27 protein-coding genes are annotated in these 18,157 nt (G+C 57.7%); 1 reads left to right on the top strand and 26 read right to left on the bottom strand.

The annotated features are described in order from the left end of the window. Positions 1 to 73: 73 nt before the first annotated feature. From rplO to GSQ80_RS04160, 26 genes are all read right to left on the bottom strand, one after another. Positions 74 to 535: a 50S ribosomal protein L15 gene (gene rplO / locus GSQ80_RS04285; RefSeq protein ID WP_174241307.1), complete on the bottom strand. Its 462-nt coding sequence runs from the start codon at positions 533 to 535 to the stop codon at positions 74 to 76. A gap of 75 nt (positions 536 to 610) precedes the next feature. Beyond that, positions 611 to 796: a 50S ribosomal protein L30 gene (rpmD, locus tag GSQ80_RS04280; protein WP_158786285.1), complete on the bottom strand. Its 186-nt coding sequence runs from the start codon at positions 794 to 796 to the stop codon at positions 611 to 613. Positions 797 to 846: 50 nt separating this feature from the next. Further along, entirely contained in the window at positions 847 to 1,356 is a 510-nt protein-coding gene (gene rpsE, locus GSQ80_RS04275) for a 30S ribosomal protein S5 (RefSeq protein WP_158786284.1), read from the bottom strand. Positions 1,357 to 1,451: 95 nt separating this feature from the next. Further along, positions 1,452 to 1,817 (bottom strand): 50S ribosomal protein L18, encoded by a 366-nt coding sequence (gene rplR, locus GSQ80_RS04270; protein ID WP_158786283.1) that lies wholly within the window; start codon positions 1,815 to 1,817, stop codon positions 1,452 to 1,454. Between the two features lie 156 nt (positions 1,818 to 1,973). Beyond that, entirely contained in the window at positions 1,974 to 2,513 is a 540-nt protein-coding gene (rplF, locus tag GSQ80_RS04265) for a 50S ribosomal protein L6 (protein WP_158786282.1), read from the bottom strand. Between the two features lie 103 nt (positions 2,514 to 2,616). Continuing rightward, positions 2,617 to 3,015 (bottom strand): 30S ribosomal protein S8, encoded by a 399-nt coding sequence (gene rpsH, locus GSQ80_RS04260; protein ID WP_158786281.1) that lies wholly within the window; start codon positions 3,013 to 3,015, stop codon positions 2,617 to 2,619. A gap of 154 nt (positions 3,016 to 3,169) precedes the next feature. Further along, positions 3,170 to 3,355 (bottom strand): type Z 30S ribosomal protein S14, encoded by a 186-nt coding sequence (locus GSQ80_RS04255; RefSeq protein ID WP_158786280.1) that lies wholly within the window; start codon positions 3,353 to 3,355, stop codon positions 3,170 to 3,172. A 69-nt stretch (positions 3,356 to 3,424) separates the two neighbouring features. After that, complete coding sequence (gene rplE / locus GSQ80_RS04250; RefSeq protein WP_158786279.1) at positions 3,425 to 3,973, bottom strand: 50S ribosomal protein L5; 549 nt, start codon at positions 3,971 to 3,973, stop codon at positions 3,425 to 3,427. 116 nt (positions 3,974 to 4,089) lie between these two features. Further along, positions 4,090 to 4,419: a 50S ribosomal protein L24 gene (gene rplX, locus GSQ80_RS04245; protein ID WP_158786533.1), complete on the bottom strand. Its 330-nt coding sequence runs from the start codon at positions 4,417 to 4,419 to the stop codon at positions 4,090 to 4,092. 134 nt (positions 4,420 to 4,553) lie between these two features. After that, positions 4,554 to 4,925 carry a 50S ribosomal protein L14 gene (gene rplN / locus GSQ80_RS04240; protein WP_158786278.1) on the bottom strand — a complete coding sequence of 124 codons (372 nt, stop codon included), beginning with the start codon at positions 4,923 to 4,925 and terminating at the stop codon, positions 4,554 to 4,556. 138 nt (positions 4,926 to 5,063) lie between these two features. Next, the gene (gene rpsQ, locus GSQ80_RS04235; protein WP_158786277.1) at positions 5,064 to 5,396 is read right to left on the bottom strand and encodes a 30S ribosomal protein S17; all 333 of its coding nucleotides are present in this window, start codon (positions 5,394 to 5,396) and stop codon (positions 5,064 to 5,066) included. 2 nt (positions 5,397 to 5,398) lie between these two features. Continuing rightward, the gene (rpmC, locus tag GSQ80_RS04230) at positions 5,399 to 5,632 is read right to left on the bottom strand and encodes a 50S ribosomal protein L29 (RefSeq protein ID WP_158786276.1); all 234 of its coding nucleotides are present in this window, start codon (positions 5,630 to 5,632) and stop codon (positions 5,399 to 5,401) included. Positions 5,633 to 5,661: 29 nt separating this feature from the next. Next, a complete protein-coding gene (rplP, locus tag GSQ80_RS04225; RefSeq protein WP_158786275.1) occupies positions 5,662 to 6,096 on the bottom strand; it encodes a 50S ribosomal protein L16 in 435 nt (144 codons plus the stop codon). Between the two features lie 185 nt (positions 6,097 to 6,281). Continuing rightward, positions 6,282 to 6,953, bottom strand: coding sequence for a 30S ribosomal protein S3 (rpsC, locus tag GSQ80_RS04220; protein WP_158786274.1), 672 nt, complete (start codon positions 6,951 to 6,953; stop codon positions 6,282 to 6,284). Between the two features lie 90 nt (positions 6,954 to 7,043). After that, complete coding sequence (gene rplV, locus GSQ80_RS04215) at positions 7,044 to 7,568, bottom strand: 50S ribosomal protein L22 (protein WP_158786273.1); 525 nt, start codon at positions 7,566 to 7,568, stop codon at positions 7,044 to 7,046. A gap of 56 nt (positions 7,569 to 7,624) precedes the next feature. Next, positions 7,625 to 7,909 carry a 30S ribosomal protein S19 gene (rpsS, locus tag GSQ80_RS04210; protein WP_158786272.1) on the bottom strand — a complete coding sequence of 95 codons (285 nt, stop codon included), beginning with the start codon at positions 7,907 to 7,909 and terminating at the stop codon, positions 7,625 to 7,627. Positions 7,910 to 7,995: 86 nt separating this feature from the next. Beyond that, entirely contained in the window at positions 7,996 to 8,826 is an 831-nt protein-coding gene (rplB, locus tag GSQ80_RS04205) for a 50S ribosomal protein L2 (protein ID WP_158786271.1), read from the bottom strand. Positions 8,827 to 8,965: 139 nt separating this feature from the next. Then, entirely contained in the window at positions 8,966 to 9,259 is a 294-nt protein-coding gene (locus GSQ80_RS04200; protein ID WP_158786270.1) for a 50S ribosomal protein L23, read from the bottom strand. Next, positions 9,260 to 9,928 (bottom strand): 50S ribosomal protein L4, encoded by a 669-nt coding sequence (rplD, locus tag GSQ80_RS04195; protein WP_158786269.1) that lies wholly within the window; start codon positions 9,926 to 9,928, stop codon positions 9,260 to 9,262. A gap of 152 nt (positions 9,929 to 10,080) precedes the next feature. Continuing rightward, entirely contained in the window at positions 10,081 to 10,818 is a 738-nt protein-coding gene (gene rplC, locus GSQ80_RS04190) for a 50S ribosomal protein L3 (RefSeq protein ID WP_158786531.1), read from the bottom strand. Positions 10,819 to 10,906: 88 nt separating this feature from the next. Beyond that, on the bottom strand, positions 10,907 to 11,224 hold the full coding sequence (rpsJ, locus tag GSQ80_RS04185) for a 30S ribosomal protein S10 (RefSeq protein ID WP_014263806.1): 318 nt from the start codon (positions 11,222 to 11,224) through the stop codon (positions 10,907 to 10,909). A gap of 100 nt (positions 11,225 to 11,324) precedes the next feature. Next, positions 11,325 to 12,512: an elongation factor Tu gene (tuf, locus tag GSQ80_RS04180; RefSeq protein ID WP_158786268.1), complete on the bottom strand. Its 1,188-nt coding sequence runs from the start codon at positions 12,510 to 12,512 to the stop codon at positions 11,325 to 11,327. Between the two features lie 101 nt (positions 12,513 to 12,613). Beyond that, entirely contained in the window at positions 12,614 to 14,707 is a 2,094-nt protein-coding gene (fusA, locus tag GSQ80_RS04175) for an elongation factor G (protein ID WP_158786267.1), read from the bottom strand. Positions 14,708 to 14,823: 116 nt separating this feature from the next. Beyond that, positions 14,824 to 15,294 carry a 30S ribosomal protein S7 gene (rpsG, locus tag GSQ80_RS04170; protein ID WP_158786266.1) on the bottom strand — a complete coding sequence of 157 codons (471 nt, stop codon included), beginning with the start codon at positions 15,292 to 15,294 and terminating at the stop codon, positions 14,824 to 14,826. Positions 15,295 to 15,437: 143 nt separating this feature from the next. After that, positions 15,438 to 15,821, bottom strand: coding sequence for a 30S ribosomal protein S12 (gene rpsL, locus GSQ80_RS04165; RefSeq protein ID WP_103934159.1), 384 nt, complete (start codon positions 15,819 to 15,821; stop codon positions 15,438 to 15,440). Between the two features lie 670 nt (positions 15,822 to 16,491). Then, positions 16,492 to 16,830, bottom strand: coding sequence for an STAS domain-containing protein (locus GSQ80_RS04160; RefSeq protein ID WP_158786265.1), 339 nt, complete (start codon positions 16,828 to 16,830; stop codon positions 16,492 to 16,494). 166 nt (positions 16,831 to 16,996) lie between these two features. Between GSQ80_RS04160 and GSQ80_RS04155 the strand changes: the two genes are divergently transcribed. Next, positions 16,997 to 18,058 carry a cobalamin-independent methionine synthase II family protein gene (locus GSQ80_RS04155; RefSeq protein WP_158786264.1) on the top strand — a complete coding sequence of 354 codons (1,062 nt, stop codon included), beginning with the start codon at positions 16,997 to 16,999 and terminating at the stop codon, positions 18,056 to 18,058. Positions 18,059 to 18,157: the final 99 nt, after the last annotated feature.

Below are 18,157 nucleotides of genomic sequence, written 5' to 3'. Positions count from 1 at the left end.
TATTCTACGCGCAATATTTCGCGAACAGCGCAGAAGCAAAATTGGCCGGGGCGCTTGTCCCCGGCCCGATTCTTTACGCTGCCGGAGCAGCTTCGCCGCCGATGACGATGGCCTTGCCGCCGGCTGCCTCGATGGCCTTCTGGGCCGCCTTCGAGAACTTGTGCGCATGCACTGTAACGGCCGACTTCAACTCGCCGTTCGCCAGGACCTTCACTAAGCCGTTGCGCTTCTTCAAGATGCCGTGCTCGGTCAGCTTCTCGAGCGTCAACTCGCTCTCGTTGAGCTCGGCAATGGTATCGAGTCCAAGAACCGCATATTCCACGCGGAAGATGTTCGTAAAGCCACGCTTCGGCAGGCGGCGGTGCAGCGGCATCTGGCCGCCTTCGAACCCGCGCATCAGGCTTGAACCCGACCGCGAACCCTGGCCCTTGTGGCCACGCGTCGAGGTCTTACCCATACCCGAGCCCATACCGCGGCCAACGCGCTTCTTGTTTTCATTCGCCTTCTTGGGCGCCTTCAGATTGCTGAGATTCAGTGCCATGATTTCCTCGCTAACGCCAGGCTGCCGCCTGACTCGCATGTGGTGGCCTCGAAATGGAGGCGAAATAAACTAGTCGAGAATACGAACAAGGTGAGGAATCTTCTTCACCATGCCGCGGATCGACGCTGTGTCCTCGCGCTCGACAATCTGATTGAGGCGCGTAAAGCCCAGGCCCTTTACAACGAGCTTGTGCTTCACAGGCGTGCAGATCTGCGAACGGAAGTACTGGATCTTGATCTTGGCAATATCAGCCATAACGAACTCCTAAATAAACTTACGAATCTCTTGCACTCGGCGAAACTGGTTTACAGCTCGTCCACAGACTTGCCACGCAGCGCAGCAACTTCTGCCTTATCGCGCAGCTGCGTGAGTGCGTCGAACGTAGCCTTGATCACGTTGTGCGGATTGGCGGAGCCGAGGCTCTTGGTCAGCACATTCTGCACACCCGCGGCGGTCATCACGGCGCGAACAGTCTTGCCCGCGATGATGCCAGTACCTTCAGGAGCCGGCTTCAGCAGAACTTCACCAGCACCGTAGTGACCCAGCGCCACGTGCGGAATGGTGTAGCCGGTCAAGTTCACCTTGATCAAATTCTTCTTCGCCGCTTCGATGCCCTTGCGGATCGCCTGCGGAACTTCTTTCGCCTTACCTGAGCCGTAGCCAACCACGCCCTCAGCAGGATCGCCCACGATTACCAGCGCCGCAAACGACATGTTCTTGCCGCCCTTGACGACCTTGGTTACGCGATTGATGGACACAACCTCATCCTTCAGGTTCATCCGGTTTCCGTCGAGTCTCTTCTTCTGTATTGCCATCGTTATTTCCTCTATTTTTCTCCCCGGCACACCGGTCCGGAGGTTGCAGTCAGCGCTGCGTTTTTTGAACGTCTAACGCGTTCTATTGATCCTTACTAGAAATCCAAACCAGCTTCACGAGCAGCGTCGGCCAGTGCCTTGATGCGGCCGTGATACAGGTAGCCGCCGCGATCGAAGACCACCTTCTTGATGCCCTTTTCCTTAGCGCGCTCGGCAATCAACTTGCCCACAGCCTTCGCCGCTTCCACGTTGCCGCCGGCCTTACGCTCTGTGCTCTTGGGGGTCATGGTCGAAGCGGAAGCGATGGTGACACCATTCGCGTCGTCGATCAGCTGCGTATAGATGTGGTTGAGCGAACGATACACATTGAGGCGCGGACGCTCGGCAGTGCCCGACATCTTGGCGCGGATACGCGAGTGCACCGTCTGGCGAATGTTGTTGCGTTGGCGAAGATTGATCATCGTAGTTCTTCCTTCCTAAAGGCGTCGCCATAGCTTGACGACGTTCGGGGTAATCTTTGTGGGAGTCGGCGGACGGCATTCAAATGCCGCCCGCCGCTCAGTTTATTTAGCGCCCGTCTTGACGGCTACCGCCCGTCGAACCGGTACGCTCAAACTTTACTTAGCGCCCGTCTTTCCGACCTTCTTCTTGAGCTTCTCGTCGGAGTAACGAACACCCTTGTTCTTGTATGGATCCGGCTTGCGCAGTGACCGCATATCCGCCGCAACCTGGCCAACCTTCTGCCGGTCAATACCCGAGACCGTCACATGCGTCTGCTTCGGATCAATCGCAACTTCAATACCCGTCGGCAGCTGGAACTCGATGGGGTGAGAGTAGCCGAGCGTGAACACGACCGTATTCTTACCCTTCATCTCCACGCGGTATCCGATACCGACCACGTCGAGCTCCTTCTTCCAGCCATTCGTCACGCCTTCAACAGCGTTGAACACGAGAGCGCGCGCCAGTCCATGCACTGCCGCATGAGCGTTATCGGGACGCTCGACAGTCAGAACGCCGTCCTTCTCCGAGAAGGTGATGCCCGCGGGAATCAAGGCGTTCACCTTGCCCTTGGGGCCTTCGACGACGACGACGTTGCTCTGCACGGTGTACTTCACACCCTTGGGCAGCGTGATGGGCTTCTTGCCGATACGTGACATAACTTCAATCCTTGATGGCTTGCGAGTCCCTCACATCGTGTGAGTTCCACTGCAGCCGGCGGTTACCCGCTTGTTCTAATCCCAAAATCTACGTGCGCTTCTCTTACCAGACTTCGCAGAGAATCTCGCCGCCAACGCCCTCGCGGCGCGCCTGACGACCCGTCATCACACCCTTCGGCGTAGTCATGATCGAGATGCCCAAGCCGCCCTGCACGCGCTTGATCTCGTCCTTGCCGATATACACACGGCAGCCAGGACGCGAGACGCGCTTCAGGTCGCGGATCACAGCCTCGTTGTTCGGGCCGTACTTCAGGTACACGCGCAACACCTTCTGGCCATCTTCTTCAGCGGCCTTGTAGTTGGCAATGTAGCCCTCTTCCTTCAGGATGCGAGCAATCTCGGTCTTCAGCTTCGAAGCCGGAGCGTCGAGCTTCTGGTGGCGGGAACGGTGCGCGTTGCGAATACGTGTAAGAAAATCTGCTACCGGATCGGTGAGGTTCATCGTTTTCCTTTCATCCCCCGTTCGCTCCTGCCGACTATTTCAGCCAGCCTGGAGAACCTGCGGGAATGGTTGTGGCGCCGAAGCGCCGATCTTGACTACGCGCGAGTACCGCTAGCGAGCGGCCTGCAGCGTTTGGTGAAGCAGCCGCGAACGACTACCAGCTGGACTTGACGACGCCCGGAATCTCGCCCTTCAGCGCAAGACTGCGGAAGCACAGGCGGCAGATACCGAACTTGCGCAGAAAAGCGCGCGGACGGCCGCAGAGCTGGCAGCGGTTGTGCTGACGAGATTTGAACTTCGGCTTGCGTGCGTCTTTAACGCGTTTTGCTGTGGTTGCCATATCTCTTTATTCTCTCAATCTAACTGCGTTGAAACCCTGACGGTATGAATACCCGCCAAAAGTGTTGTCTTACGCGCCCACGCGGAACGGCATGCCGAAGCTCTTGAGCAGCTCGCGCGCACCGTTATCGTCCTTCGCCGTGGTCACGATCGTCACGTTCATACCCTTGATCTTGTCTACCTTCGCGTAGTCGATCTCCGGAAAGATCAGCTGGTCGCGCAGGCCGAGCGTGTAGTTGCCGCGCCCATCAAAACTCTTCGAACTAACGCCGCGGAAGTCGCGCACACGAGGCAGCGCCACCGAAATCAGGCGATCCAGGAACTCGTACATCTTGTCGCCGCGCAGCGTAACCATCGCGCCAATCGGCATGCCCTCGCGCAGCTTGAACGCCGCGATGGACTTCTTCGCCTTGGTAATAACCGGCTTCTGTCCGGCAATCGATCCCAGGTCAGCAAGCAGGGGATCCATGATCTTCACATTCTGGGTAGCCTCGCCCAGGCCCATGTTGATCACGATCTTCTCGAGCTTCGGAACCGCCATCGCGTTCTCGAGGCCGAGTTCCTTCTGAAGCGACTGCTTGATCTCGCCGTGATACTTCTCTTTCAAACGTGCTGCCATGATCTCTCTTCTCTTTCTCCACGGTTCCGGAGTAGCTTGCGCTGTATACCGTTTCGTGGGGTACTCAATTTACTTTCGACTCAACTTAGAGCCTGCGTCTGATCCAACTTACCCAACTACTTTTTGAACTTCTTCTCGGCAATCACGCCGCCGGTCGTACGGGCAATGCGTGTCTTCTTATCGCCTTCAACCTGGTACCCAACGCGCGTTCCCTTGCCTTCGGAGTCGACCAGCATCACGTTCGAGATGTGGATCGGCGCCTCCTGCTCCAGGATGCCGCCCGCCACGTTCTTCTGCGGATTCGGCTTCATGTGCTTCTTGATCATCCCAACGCCCTCGACCAGCACGCGCTGCTTGTCGACGATCACCCGCAGTACGCGGTGAGCCTTCGGTCCCTTATCCTTACCCGCAATCACCACAACCATATCGTTGCGCTTGATCCGGATCTTCGACTTGCTGCCTGCGGTCGGCTTGAACTTGTTCGGCATCTTTATTACCTTTCCCCGCTCTAGCGGGCTCGACCCTACGGAGTCGGAATCCGATTCACTAACAACTGAAAACTAACAACTGACAACTGCCTCTAGATAACTTCAGGCGCGAGCGAAACGATCTTCAGGAACTTCTTATCGCGCAACTCGCGTGCAACCGGTCCAAATACGCGCGTGCCAACGGGCTCCATCGCGTCATTGATGACGACCGCGGCATTCTCGTCGAAGCGGATGTACGTTCCATCCCGGCGGCGATACTCCTTGTGCGTCCGGACGATGACCGCCTTGACGACCTTGCCCTTCTTGACCGTGCCATCCGGCGACGCTTCTTTCACCGCTGCCGTAACCACATCGCCAAGGCCGGCCTTCTTGCCGAGACCGCCGCCGAGCGGCAGGATGACCTGGAGCTTGCGGGCGCCCGAATTATCGGCGACGGCAAGGATAGTGCGCATTTGAACTGCCATGATGATTCTCCTGGTTCAAGCTCTCGCCGAATACTGGTTCGAGAGGTGAAACTTGCTCGAGAGCTTGGCGGCGGGAAGCCGTTGCTATCTCGTGCTGCGCGGCCAAAACCTCAGCCGCAAAACCTTAAAACCGCTCAACTACTTTGCTACGACAACCGGCTTCTCATCCGGCAGCGCCGACAACGACGACCGGCGAATGATCTCTTCCAACGACCAGCGCTTCAGCTTCGATAGCGGACGCGTCTCGCGGATGCGAACCATGTCGCCAACGCGCGCCGAGTTCTGCTCGTCATGCGCATAAAACTTTTTGTTGGACTTCAGCACCCGCTTGTACTTCGGGTGAGCCTTGCGCATCTCGATCTCGACAACGATGGTCTTCTCCATCTTGGTCGAAACAACCAGGCCAACCTTCTCGGTACGACGCGGTGCAGCCTGCTCGGCGACGGGGGTAGTGACAGTGGTCTCAGCCATGATTATTCCTTCCCTGCCTTGGCAGCTGTTGTCTTCGTTCCAACCGCCGCGAGCGAACGCTCTTTGCTGATTGTTTTAAACTTTGCGATATCCAGCTTGAGGGACTTGATCTTGCCAATCCCCTCCTGCTTTCCGAGGCTCTTCGCGAAGCGAATGCGGAAGAGCTGCTCAGCGGCCTTCGCCTCTTCACTCTTCAACTCGTCATCGCTCATGTTGCGGATCTTGTCGATTTCCATAAATAACTTCTTTCTCGCCTGAACGGCTATTACTTAGCAGCCACTTCGACCTTGAGGCCGGGGCGTACAACGAACGTGGTCTTGAGCGGAAGCTTGTGAGCCGCGAGACGCATCGCCTCTTTGGCCAACTCAACGGGAACGCCTTCCATCTCGAACAAAATCTTGCCCGGACGAACGACAGCGACCCAGTGATCCGGAGCGCCCTTACCTTTACCCATACGGGTTTCGGCTGGCTTCTTCGTGATTGGCTTGTCCGGGAACAAACGCAGCCAAACCTTGCCGCCACGCTTGATGAACCGCGTCATGGCAATACGGCTGGCTTCGATCTGGCGGTCGGTAATGTAACCGCACTCCAGAACCTTCAAACCGTAGTCGCCGAACGAGATGTCGGAGCCACGCCACGCCTTGCCGCACATGCGACCGCGCTGCTGCTTGCGATACTTAACCTTCTTGGGTAAAAGCATGAGGAATTTCCTTTGAACAAACCTGTCAACTTCTCAGGGGAACGGCTTAGGTGCTGACCGGGGTCTCTGCCACAACATCTCCAGCTTTACGCCTTCGATACGGGCAGACTCGGGGCCAAACCTGTTAAGTATACCGGAAATCCGTGGAAAAAGCTCGCCACGGATTCCCGAAACACAAAGAAAAGTTAGAACGCGCCGGTGGTAATGACTGCCGGCTCGCGACGCTTCTTCTGCTCGTAGATATCGCCGCGATAAACCCAGGTCTTCACACCAATGATTCCATAGGTGGTGTGCGCCTCGGAGAACCCGTAGTCAATATCAGCGCGCAGCGTATGCAGCGGCAGACGTCCCTGCAGATACCACTCCGACCGAGCGATCTCGTTGCCATTCAGGCGGCCCGAAACGCGGACCTTGATGCCCTTGCAACCAAACCGCAGCGCCGAATCCACGCTCTTACGCATGGCGCGGCGGAAGCTGACGCGCTTCTCCAGCTGCAGGGCGATATTCTCGCTCACCAGCTGAGCGTCGAGCTCCGGCTTGTTGACCTCGAGGATGTCAATAAACACCTCGCGGCTGGTGCGCTTCTGGATATCGGCCTTGAGCTTGTCGATCTCCGCGCCCTTGCGCCCGATGATGATGCCCGGACGTGCGGTGCGGATGATCAGCCGCAACTTGTTGCCCGGCCGCTCAACTTCTACCGAGCTCACGCCGGCAGCCTTGAGCTTCTCGCGAAGCTCTGCCTTCAACTTCACGTCCTCGACCAGCAGCTTGTCGTAGCCGCGCTCGATAAACCAGCGTGACTTCCAGGGCTTGTTGACGCCGAGGCGGAATCCGTACGGATGGACTTTCTGTCCCATAGCTTCCCTATTCCTGAACCATAGCCGGTTGAGCCGGCGCGGTGATTGTTAAGATCCACTTACTGCAAAATCGTTGTAACTCCCGCCCAACTACTTGGCGACAGCCTTCTTCTTTGCCGGAGCCTTCTTCGCCGCGGCCTTCTTTGCTGGAGACTTCTTCGCCGCCGCCTTCTTCGCTGCGGGCTTGCCTGCGGTCGCCTTCACCGGCGCCGTCGTCGCCTCAACCTCAGCACCGGCAGCCTTCTTCTCTGCCACCGTGATGATGATGTGCGCGATGCGGCGCTGGTAACGGAACGCACGGCCCATTGGAGCAGGGCGGATGCGCTTCATCCGCGGTCCCTCGTTCGCGACCGCGGTCTTGACGTACAGGTTGTCGATGTCGATGTCGAGTCCACGCTCATCCGACAAATGCTGAGCATTCTGGACCGCCGAGCGCAGCACCTTCTCCACCACCGGCGCGATGCGCTTGTTGGTGAAGGCCACGGTGTTGATTGCCTTCTCCACGCGCAGACCTTTGATCAGGTCAAGCACCAGCTTGGCCTTCTGCGGGCTGCAGCGCTGGAAGCGGGCCTCAGCACGAAACTCGGTATTCTTTGTTTCAATTGCTTTATGCATTGCGATGTCCTTCAAACGTACAAATCTGTCGAATCCTAATCACTGCCTGCGACGGCTTACTTGCCCTTCGCCGTGTCGCCAGCCTTCGCCGAGTGGCCCTTGAACGTGCGCGTCGCCGAGAACTCTCCCAGCTTGTGGCCCACCATGTTCTCCGTGCAATAGACCGGGATGAACTTGCGGCCGTTGTGCACAGCAATCGTGTGACCCACCATATCCGGGTGGATCGTCGAGCGGCGCGACCAGGTGCGGATGACCTTCTTCTCGTTGGCGGTGTTCATCGCCTCGATCTTGATCATCAGGTGGGCGTCGATGAACGGGCCCTTCTTCGTTGAACGTGACATAACTCACTCCATACTGCGGTGCTGAATACGACGAATCTCTCAGGTACGAGACTTGGTGTAGCTTTTACTTCCCTAACTGCAAATGCTTACTTGCCCTTATTCCGGCGCGTCACGATAAACACATCGGTCCGCTTGTTATTACGAGTCTTATAGCCACGAGTCGGCTGACCCCACGGCGTCACTGGATGGCGTCCGCCCGAGGTCTTACCTTCACCACCACCGTGCGGGTGATCGACCGGGTTCATCGAAACGCCACGGTTGGCTGGGCGAATGCCCTTCCACCGGTTGCGTCCAGCCTTACCGATCGTGACGTTCTCGTGATCCGTATTGCCAACCTGGCCAATGGTCGCCATGCACTCCACGAGCACCTTGCGGGTCTCGCCAGAGGGCAGCTTCAGAAGTGCGTAGTCGCCTTCCTTGGCAATCAAATTAACCTGGGCACCAGCCGAACGCGCCATCTGCGCGCCCTTACCAGGACGCAGCTCGATGTTGTGCACGATCGTACCCGTCGGAATGTTCTTGAGCGGCAGAGCGTTGCCGACCAGGATATCGGCCTCAGGGCCGCTCATGATCTTCTGCCCCACCTTCAGCCCGATCGGCTGAATGATGTAGCGCTTCTCACCATCGGCGTAATGGACGAGCGCAATGCGCGAGCTACGGTTGGGATCGTACTCGATCGTAGCGACCGTGCCCGGAACACCGAACTTGTCGCGCTTGAAGTCGATGAGGCGCAACTTCTGCTTGTGCCCGCCGCCCTGGTGGCGAACAACCAGCTTGCCCATATTGTTGCGGCCGCCAGTGCGTGGCTTTACCGACAGCAGCGGCTTATGCGGCTTGTCGGTCGTAATGTCATCGTTGACCAGCTTCGTCTGAAAGCGAAGGGTCGGCGTGATCGGACGAAATGATTTAATCGGCATGTTGCTATTCCTTTGCCGCGCTAAGTGCTGACTTCTTGGTGAGCGCGATACATGGTGCTTTGGGTTCTTAGTTGTCAGTTCTCAGTTATCAGTAAATGCTTCTGCTGAGAACTAACAACTGAGAACTGACAACGTAGTACTAGATCTCTGCTGCGAAATCAGGAACTTTCTCGCCGGCCTTCAGGCGTACATACGCCTTCTTCCAGTCGGGCAGGAAACCTGCATAGCGTCCGCGCTTGCGCTCTTTGCCGACAACGCTAGCGGTGCGAATGCTCGCCACCTTCACATTGAACAGCGTTTCAACCGCTTGCTTGACTTCGGTCTTCGTTGCATTGGCAGCCACTTCGAATACCAACGAGCCTTCCACTTCACGCGTGGTCAGGGCCTTCTCGGTAATCAACGGGCGGCGAATTACGTTATATAGGGTAGGCATTTATGCAGCCTCCTTCTCGGCGTGCTGCCGCTTGGAAACACTCTTCTTCAGCGTCTCCGTCAGGGTCTCGAACGCAGCCTTCGAGAAAATAGCGTTCTCATACTTCAACAAGTCATACGGATGAACCTCAGAGGAGAGCACCAGCTCAACACCCTGCAGGTTCCGCGATCCGAGATACAGCTTCTCGTTCAACTGTTGCGAGGTCTCGACCAGCAGCGCCGTCTTCTTCGCATCCAACGTGTTCAACGCTTCGCGGTAGACCTTGGTCTTCGCCTCGACAACATCGAAGTTCTCAACGATCGTCAGCTTGCCGTCGTTGATCTTCGAAGCAATCGCCGAACGCAGCGCGCCCATCAGCTTCTTGCGCGGAAACTGGTATTCGTAGCTGCGCGGCTGAGGTCCGTGGACCGTACCGCCGCCACGCCAGAGAGGAGTACGAATCGAACCCACGCGAGCGCGGCCGGTTCCCTTTTGCTTCCAAAGCTTCTTGCCAGCACCCGAAACCGCCTTACGGTTCTTGGTCGCAGCTGTTCCCTGGCGCAGGCTCGCACGATAGTGCTTCACCGACTCCCAGAGCAATGCCTCATTTACCTCGCCCGCGAAGATCTCGTCGAGCTCAAATGTCCCGACTTCCTTCCCGCCGAGATTCACTACCTTGATGCTTGCCATCGCTATTCTCTCTTCTTGCCCGCGATCGTTGCCGCGGGCCTATCTCTTGTTCGTCTGCGTTCTCGGTCTGTTCCCCGCGCAGAGGTTGTTTCTATACTTCACTCGCTTCTGGCTTATGCGCCAAAGGCGCCTCTCGCCATCCGCGCAGGATCTTACTTCTTCTTGCCGCCGGCTGCTGCCTTCTTGGAAGCCTTCAACGCATCGCGCGTCTCAGCACCTGCAAATCCACGACGTTCTCTCGGTGGCGCCTTCGACTTGGAAACCAGGACGTAACCGTCCCGAGCTCCCGGAACCGCACCCTCAACCAGCAGAAGATTGTCTTCCACATCGATGCCGCGAATGCGCAGGTTGCGAACCGTCACCTGGTTAGTGCCCATGTGACCCGGCATACGCTGCCCAGGAAACACGCGCGAAGGAAACGACGAGGCGCCAATCGAACCCTGCACCTGGAACATATGTCCGTGCGACTTGGGACCGCCGCCGAATCCGTGACGGCGAACAACGCCCGCAAACCCGCGGCCCTTGGAGTTGCCAATCACGTCCACAAACTTCGTCTCGTTGAAGATCTCGACAGTAATGCGATCGCCAGCCTTGGCTGTCTGATCATCTTCGCCGCCAGTAACTGACTCCAACTGAACCTCACGGATCTCGCGAACCGGCGGCACATTCGACTTGGCAAAGTGGCCAGTCATCGCCTTGTTCACCTTCGACGCCTTGACGAACTCAACGAGACCAATCTGTGCGGCATCATAGCCGTCCTTGGCAACCGTCTTCAGCTGCGTGATCACGCACGGGCCAACCTTCAACACCGTGACGGGATGAATGTCGCCGCGGTCGTCGAACAGCTGCGTCATGCCAATCTTCTTACCCAGAATTCCTGTAACGCTCATAATTTCCTCTTCCTCATCATGCGTGGCGTTGAGCGCCTGCACTGTAGGTACTGCAATTTCCAACTTGCTACTTCAAACTCACGACCAGTTACTTGGTAACGGTCTTAATCTCGACGTCCACACCAGCCGGCAGATCAAGCTTCATCAGCGCATCGACCGTTTGCTGCGTCGGCTCGAGAATGTCGATCAAACGCTTGTGCGTGCGAATCTCGAAAGCCTCGCGCGACTTCTTATCGACGTGTGGCGAACGCAGAACGCAATACTTGTTCTTCATCGTCGGTAGGGGAATCGGTCCCGCAACCTGTGCGCCCGTGCGCTTTGCGGTCTCAACAATCTCGCTCGTGGAGACGTCGAGAACGCGGTAGTCATAAGCCTTCAGGCGGATACGAATGCGTTGCTGTGCCATGTCAAATCTCTTTCTTGGTACTCAAAGATCGTTTGGAGTGACTGCCGGCCGTCATACCTCTCGGCGAACCGGCAGCCCTCGTTAGTCGTTTCGAGATCGCTTACTTGATGATCTCGGAGATCGTACCCGCGCCCACAGTCCGGCCGCCTTCACGAATCGCGAAGCGCAGACCCTTCTCCATGGCAACCGGCGTGTGCAGCGTGATCTCAAGCGAGATGTTATCGCCCGGCATCACCATCTCGGTACCTTCCGGCAGCTTCGCCGATCCGGTCACGTCCGTGGTCCGGAAATAGAACTGAGGACGATAGCCGTTGAAGAACGGAGTGTGACGCCCGCCCTCTTCCTTGCTCAGAACGTAAACCTCGCCCTTGAACACGGTGTGCGGCGTAATCGAACCGGGCTTCGCCAACACCATCCCGCGCTCAACATCTTCCTTCGCGATACCGCGCAGAAGAAGACCAGCGTTATCGCCCGCCAGACCTTCATCCAGCTGCTTCTTGAACATCTCAACGCCGGTAACGACAGTCGCCTGCGTGTCGCGGAAGCCGACGATCGATGCAGCCTCGCCAACCTTGATCTTGCCGCGCTCGATACGGCCGGTAACCACCGTTCCACGGCCAGAGATCGAGAAGATATCCTCGATCGGCATCAGGAAGGGCAGATCCACCGCGCGCTCCGGCTGCGGAATGAACTTGTCCACCGCCGCCATCAGCTCGTCGATCTTCGCTTCCCACTGGGCTTCGCCATTGAGCGCACCAAGTGCAGAACCGCGGATGATCGGTGTATCGTCGCCCGGGTAATCGTACTTCGACAGCAGCTCGCGGACTTCCATCTCCACCAGCTCAATCAGCTCTTCGTCTTCAACCGCATCGCACTTGTTCAGGAACACGACGATGAACGGAACGCCAACCTGACGAGCAAGCAGCACATGCTCCTTGGTCTGGGGCATCGGGCCGTCGGTAGCGGCGACCACAAGAATCGCGCCATCCATCTGCGCTGCGCCGGTGATCATGTTCTTGATGTAATCCGCGTGGCCCGGGCAATCGACGTGCGCATAGTGGCGGTTCGGCGTCTCATACTCCACGTGCGAAGTCGAGATCGTGATGCCGCGCTCACGCTCTTCGGGAGCGTTGTCGATCGTGTCGAACGAGCGGAAGCTGTTCTTCGGATTATGCTTCGACAGCACCTTCGTAATCGCCGCCGTCAGCGTCGTTTTGCCATGATCGATGTGTCCGATCGTTCCAATGTTTACGTGCGGCTTGCTGCGATCAAATTTTTCCTTCGCCATGACTCTCTCCGTAGTACCAAAATTCAAAGGCCGTTACGTAGCGCCTGATTCCGTTTTGCGCGCGCCAGCTAAACTCGCTGGCTCCAGCGCGCGGCTGGTAGTTACTTGCTGTCCTTGCCCTGCACCTTCGCGATAATCTCTTCTGAGACCGAGCGGGGTGCTTCCTCGTACTGCTTGAACTCCATCGAGAAGTTGGCCCTGCCCTGCGTCGATCCGCGCATCGCGGTCGCATAACCAAACATCGTCGACAGCGGCACGGTTGCCTTGATTGCCTGCACGCCGCCAACCATCTCCATGCCTTCGATCCGGCCACGGCGGCTGTTCAAGTCGCCAATGATCGTACCCATGTACTCCTCGGGAACCGTGACTTCCACTGCCATCACCGGCTCGAGCAATACCGGCTTGGCCTTGCGCGCAGCTTCCTTGAACGCCATCGATCCGGCAATCTTGAACGCCATTTCGTTCGAGTCAACATCGTGATAGCTGCCGTCGTACAAGCTCACCTTGACGTCGACCATCTCGTAGCCGGCCAGGATTCCGCCCAGCAACGCTTCCTGAATGCCCTGGTCGATCGGCTTGATGTACTCCTTGGGAATCGTGCCGCCCTTGGTGTCATTCGAGAACTCGTAGCCCTTGCCCGGCTCATTCGGCGAGATGCGAATCTTCGCGTGGCCATAGTTACCCGAGCCACCCGTCTGCCGAATGTACTTGCCTTCCGCCTCAGCGTTCGCGCGGATCGTCTCGCGGTAGTTCACCTGCGGCTTGCCGACGTTCGCCTCGACCTTGTACTCGCGCATCATGCGGTCAACAATGATCTCGAGATGCAGCTCGCCCATACCCGAGATGATCGTCTGACCATTCGTGATATCGGTGCGAACCTTGAACGTAGGATCTTCCTGTGCGAGCTTCGCCAGAGCCATGCCCATCTTTTCCTGGTCAACCTTCGTCTTCGGCTCAACCGCAACTTCAATAACCGGCGCCGGGAAGTCAATCGACTCCAACAGAATCGGTGCCTTGTCGCTGCAGATCGTGTCGCCCGTGTTCAGATTCTTCAGACCCACGGCGGCGCAGATATCACCTGCCATGATCTCTGTAATCTCTTCGCGCTTGTTCGCATGCATCTTCAGCAAACGCCCAATGCGCTCCGTCTTGCCGGTGCGAGGATTCAACACCGAATCACCCGTCTTCAAAATTCCCGAGTAGATCCGGATGAAGATCAGCTGACCAACAAACGGGTCAGTCATGATCTTGAAACCCAACGCAGCGAGCGGCTCCGTATCGTCAGCATGACGAACGAGCTTCACTTCCGGCTCGCCTGGCTCGGTGCCCTCAATCGGAGGAACATCCAGCGGACTCGGCAGGTAATTGACAACCGCGTCCAACAGCGTCTGCACACCCTTGTTCTTGAAGGACGAACCACATAGCACCGGGAACACGTGCATCGCGATCGTAGCTTTGCGAATTGCCTTCTTCAGCTCCGGAATCGTGATCTCCTCGCCCTCGAGGTACTTGTGCATCACGTCTTCATCGGAGTCGGCAACGGCCTCGATCAACTCCGTGCGCAGCTTCTCAGCGTTCTCCCTCAGCGCCGCAGGAACTTCGGCGACGTCATACTTCGCGCCCATGGTCTCGTCGTGCCACAGAATCGCCTTCATCTCGACCAGGTCAACGACCCCAAGAAACTTGGCCTCTTCGCCAATCGGGATCTGAATCGGAATCGCCTTCGCACCAAGACGCGCTACCAAGGTCGACGTCGCGTACTCAAAGTTCGCGCCAGCCTTGTCCATCTTGTTGATGAAGCAAATGCGCGGAACCTTGTACTTGTTCGCCTGGCGCCAGACAGTCTCAGACTGCGGCTGTACACCCTGCACCGAATCAAAGCAAGCCACCGCGCCATCGAGCACGCGCAGCGAACGCTCAACCTCGGCCGTGAAATCCACGTGGCCCGGGGTATCAATGATGTTGATGCGAATGCCGTCCCACGTACAGGTTGTCGCAGCAGAGGTGATCGTGATGCCACGCTCCTGCTCCTGCTCCATCCAGTCCATCGTCGCGGTCCCCTCGTGCACTTCGCCGATACGGTGGTTGACACCCGTATAGAAGAGAATGCGCTCGGTCGTCGTCGTCTTGCCGGCGTCGATGTGAGCCATGATGCCAATGTTGCGGCATTTTTGTAGAGGTACTGTGCGAGCCACGGTGATTCCTTTTCTTTGTGCGCAAGCCGAAGCTTGCAGGTTCTTAGTTCTTAGTTGTCAGTTGTTAGTAAAGCCGTTCTAACTAACAACCGACATCTGACATCTAATAACTCTCTTTACCAGCGATAGTGCGCGAACGCCTTATTCGCCTCGGCCATACGATGAACGTCTTCCTTCTTCTTCATCGCGGCGCCGCGGCCATTGGCTGCGTCGAGCAGCTCAGCGGTGAGCTTCTCAACCATTCCCTTTTCGCCACGAGCGCGACCGTAAGTTACCAGCCAGCGAATCGCCAGCGACGTGCGCCGCTCCGGCAGCACTTCGATCGGCACCTGGTAGTTCGCACCGCCAACGCGGCGGCTCTTCACTTCCAGCATCGGCTTCACGTTCTCAACAGCCTTCTTGAACAGCTTCAGCGCCTCATCCCCACCCTTTGCCTCAAGGTTGGTCATGGCCTCATAGAAGATGCCCTGGGCAGTCGACTTCTTGCCGCCCCACATCATGCTGTTGACGAACTTCGTTACCAGCGTCGACCCATAGATCGGGTCAGCTGGAACTTCACGCTTGGCAATGTAACCTTTTCTCGGCATCTCTCTTCTTTCTCTTCTTCCCCCAGCGCGGTGAACCTCTCACGAGCTGGGCCTGTTGAAACGTTCTCAGTTGTTAGTTCTCAGTTGTTAGTTACGCCAGCTCTAACTGAGAACTGACAACTAAGAACTGAGAACCCAAATCTCTACTTGCTGCTAGCCTTCGGCCTCTTTGCGCCGTACTTCGAGCGGCTCTGCTTGCGATTAGCAACACCAACCGAATCCAGCGTTCCGCGAACCACGTGGTAACGAACACCCGGCAAATCCTTCACACGGCCGCCGCGGATCAGCACAATCGAGTGCTCCTGCAGGTTGTGGCCAATGCCCGGAATGTAGGTCGTAACTTCAATGCCGTTGGTCAAACGCACGCGCGCAACCTTGCGCAACGCCGAGTTCGGCTTCTTGGGGGTCTGCGTGTACACGCGAGTGCAAACACCGCGACGCTGCGGCGAGCCCTGCAGTGCAGGCGATGCGGTCTTGTAGCGGGTCGGCGTCCGGCCCTGCTTGACGAGCTGATGAAACGTAGGCACTTTACTGCTCCTTAGAACTTCAGAAGTCCAGCGACTTCCTGTTAGCAATCACCACCCTAAGGCAGTAACTACCCGAAACCATTTGTTCGGGCTCGGTGCAGGGCAGCGCCTCTCGCTCTTCTTCCCACACGCCAGAAATCCAACCCGGACGCACGGAAGGCGAAGCATGCATTTTCTCCATTCAAGAAGAAAAACACGCTTCGGCGAAGTTCTGAATCCTGCACACGGCCGTACGACTGACTGCGCGCACTACCAACAACAACTGCAAACCACTCAAATCAAACGAAATAACAGTCGACGGTGGCCGAGGTGCATCAGACCAGCTCTTTCAAGCCGCCCAACGACTCAACTCCGTTTCGCTGTTCCGGCCCACATAGCCCATCCCCATGGGGTCCCACCGTGGCACAGTGGGGAGGAGGGTGTCGCAGGCGCGATTAGATAGGCATTTCGCCAACCGCAGACTTACTGATCCACCCTCAACTTTCCTGGCGAATCCTGCGGTGAATCTCTTGTATCCAGTGTATCGCAGGCCAAAGCCCGCCGAGCCTCTTCGTGACGGCACGTTCCGGATACTCGCGGAACCTTCTAACTGTATCAAGTCGGCGCATTAGCGTCAACATTTCTCTCGCCCCGATATCAGCCGATCAGGCAACTCGGCATCCCTCCCGGCTTACCGCGAAAAGATCGACGTCAACTTGGTCAAATTCAGCAGATCGCTGATACGCGGCGACAGATTCACCAGCTCCAGCGTGCAATACCCCTTGCTCACCGCCGACACCTTCAGCCCCACCAGCACTCCCAGCCCCGAGCTATCCACAAACGGCACGTCCGCGCAGTCAATCAGGATGTGTCCGCCCTGCTCGATCAACCCTTTGATCTCGGTATGCAGGCTCTCGCCCGTTGCGCTGGTCAGCCTCCCATGGCACGTAACCGTAAACACGCGCCAGTCTTGATCGTCCCGCGTTTCCTGCACGTCAAAGTAGAACGAGGCATCCGAAGCAGTGGCCATCAACAATCTCCCTTTTTGCTCGATAGACGACATACTAGCGTTCGTTTTCCCGGGCCTTCATGAATTTCTGATGATTCCGCACCCTCCCTCCCCTCCCGGCCGCACCGCTTGACCTCAACCCATTGATGGATGTGCACGAGTCACTCCGAACGCTAGACTGCGCTCCATGGCTCTCCCGACCGAACCCATTGGCAGCATTCCCCGCCCACCCTCGCTCATCCAAGCCGTCGCTGCCTTCCAGGCCAATAAACTCAGCTCCGAAGCTCTCGAAGACGAGTACGCCGCAGCCCTCAAGGAAACCATCGCACGTCTGGAACAGACCGGTTCCCCCGTCATCTCCGACGGCGAGCAGACCAAGTCCAGCTTCGCCACCTACCCTCTCGCCGGCCTCACCAACCTCGCGCCCGACGGCGTAGTGATTCCCTTCGCCGACGGCCACACCCGCCAACTGCCGCGCCTCACCGCGCCCTTCAGATACGGCGTGCATGCAGCCAGCTACCTCAAGGCTGCCCGCGCCCACACCCAACGGCCCATCAAGCAAGCCGTCATCTCGGCCTCTGCCCTCAGTCTCCTCTACCCTGCGCAAGGCATCCCCGGCTACACTCGCGAAGCCTTTCTCTCCGACCTCATCGCTGAAGCCACAGAAGACATCCGCGGAGCCCTCGACGCCGGCGCCGCCAACGTCCAAATCGATTTCACCGAAGCCCGCCTCTCCCTCAAACTCGATCCCTCCGGCAACCTCCTCCGCAGCTTTGTAGCCCTCAACAACCAGGTCCTCGAAGCCTTCACCCCCGAACAACGCGAGCGCATCGGCATCCACGTCTGCCCCGGCGGCGATCGCGACTCCACCCACAGCGCGGACATCGACTACGCCTCCCTCATCCCCGAACTGTTCCAACTAAACGCAGGCCGCTTCTATCTGCAGATGGCCAGCGAGCCCGACCGCAAGCGCGTCCTCGGCATCATCAAACAGGCCCTCCAGCCGCAACACCTCGTCTTCATCGGTGTCATCGACCCCATCAACCCCGCAATCGAAACCCCAACCGAAGTGAAGACCCGCATCCTCGAAGCAGCCGCCATACTCCCCGTCGCCCAACTCGGCACCACCGACGACTGCGGCTTCGCACCCTTTGCAGACGACATCTCAACCGCCCGCGATATCGCCTTCAGCAAGATTCGCGCCCGCGTCGAAGGCAACGACCTGGCCTCCCATGAACTAGGCGTCTGACCACCTCGACGTCCGATACGCTTACGAGTTGTCATCCTTCGCGAAGCGGACCCCTGTATTTGCCTTTGCCTTTCTTAGACAATTTCTGAAAGAAATTGT

This window comes from Granulicella sp. L46, from assembly GCF_009765785.1.
In the GTDB taxonomy this organism is placed as follows: Bacteria; Acidobacteriota; Terriglobia; order Terriglobales; family Acidobacteriaceae; genus Granulicella.
This window is presented reverse-complemented; position numbering and strand designations above follow the sequence as displayed.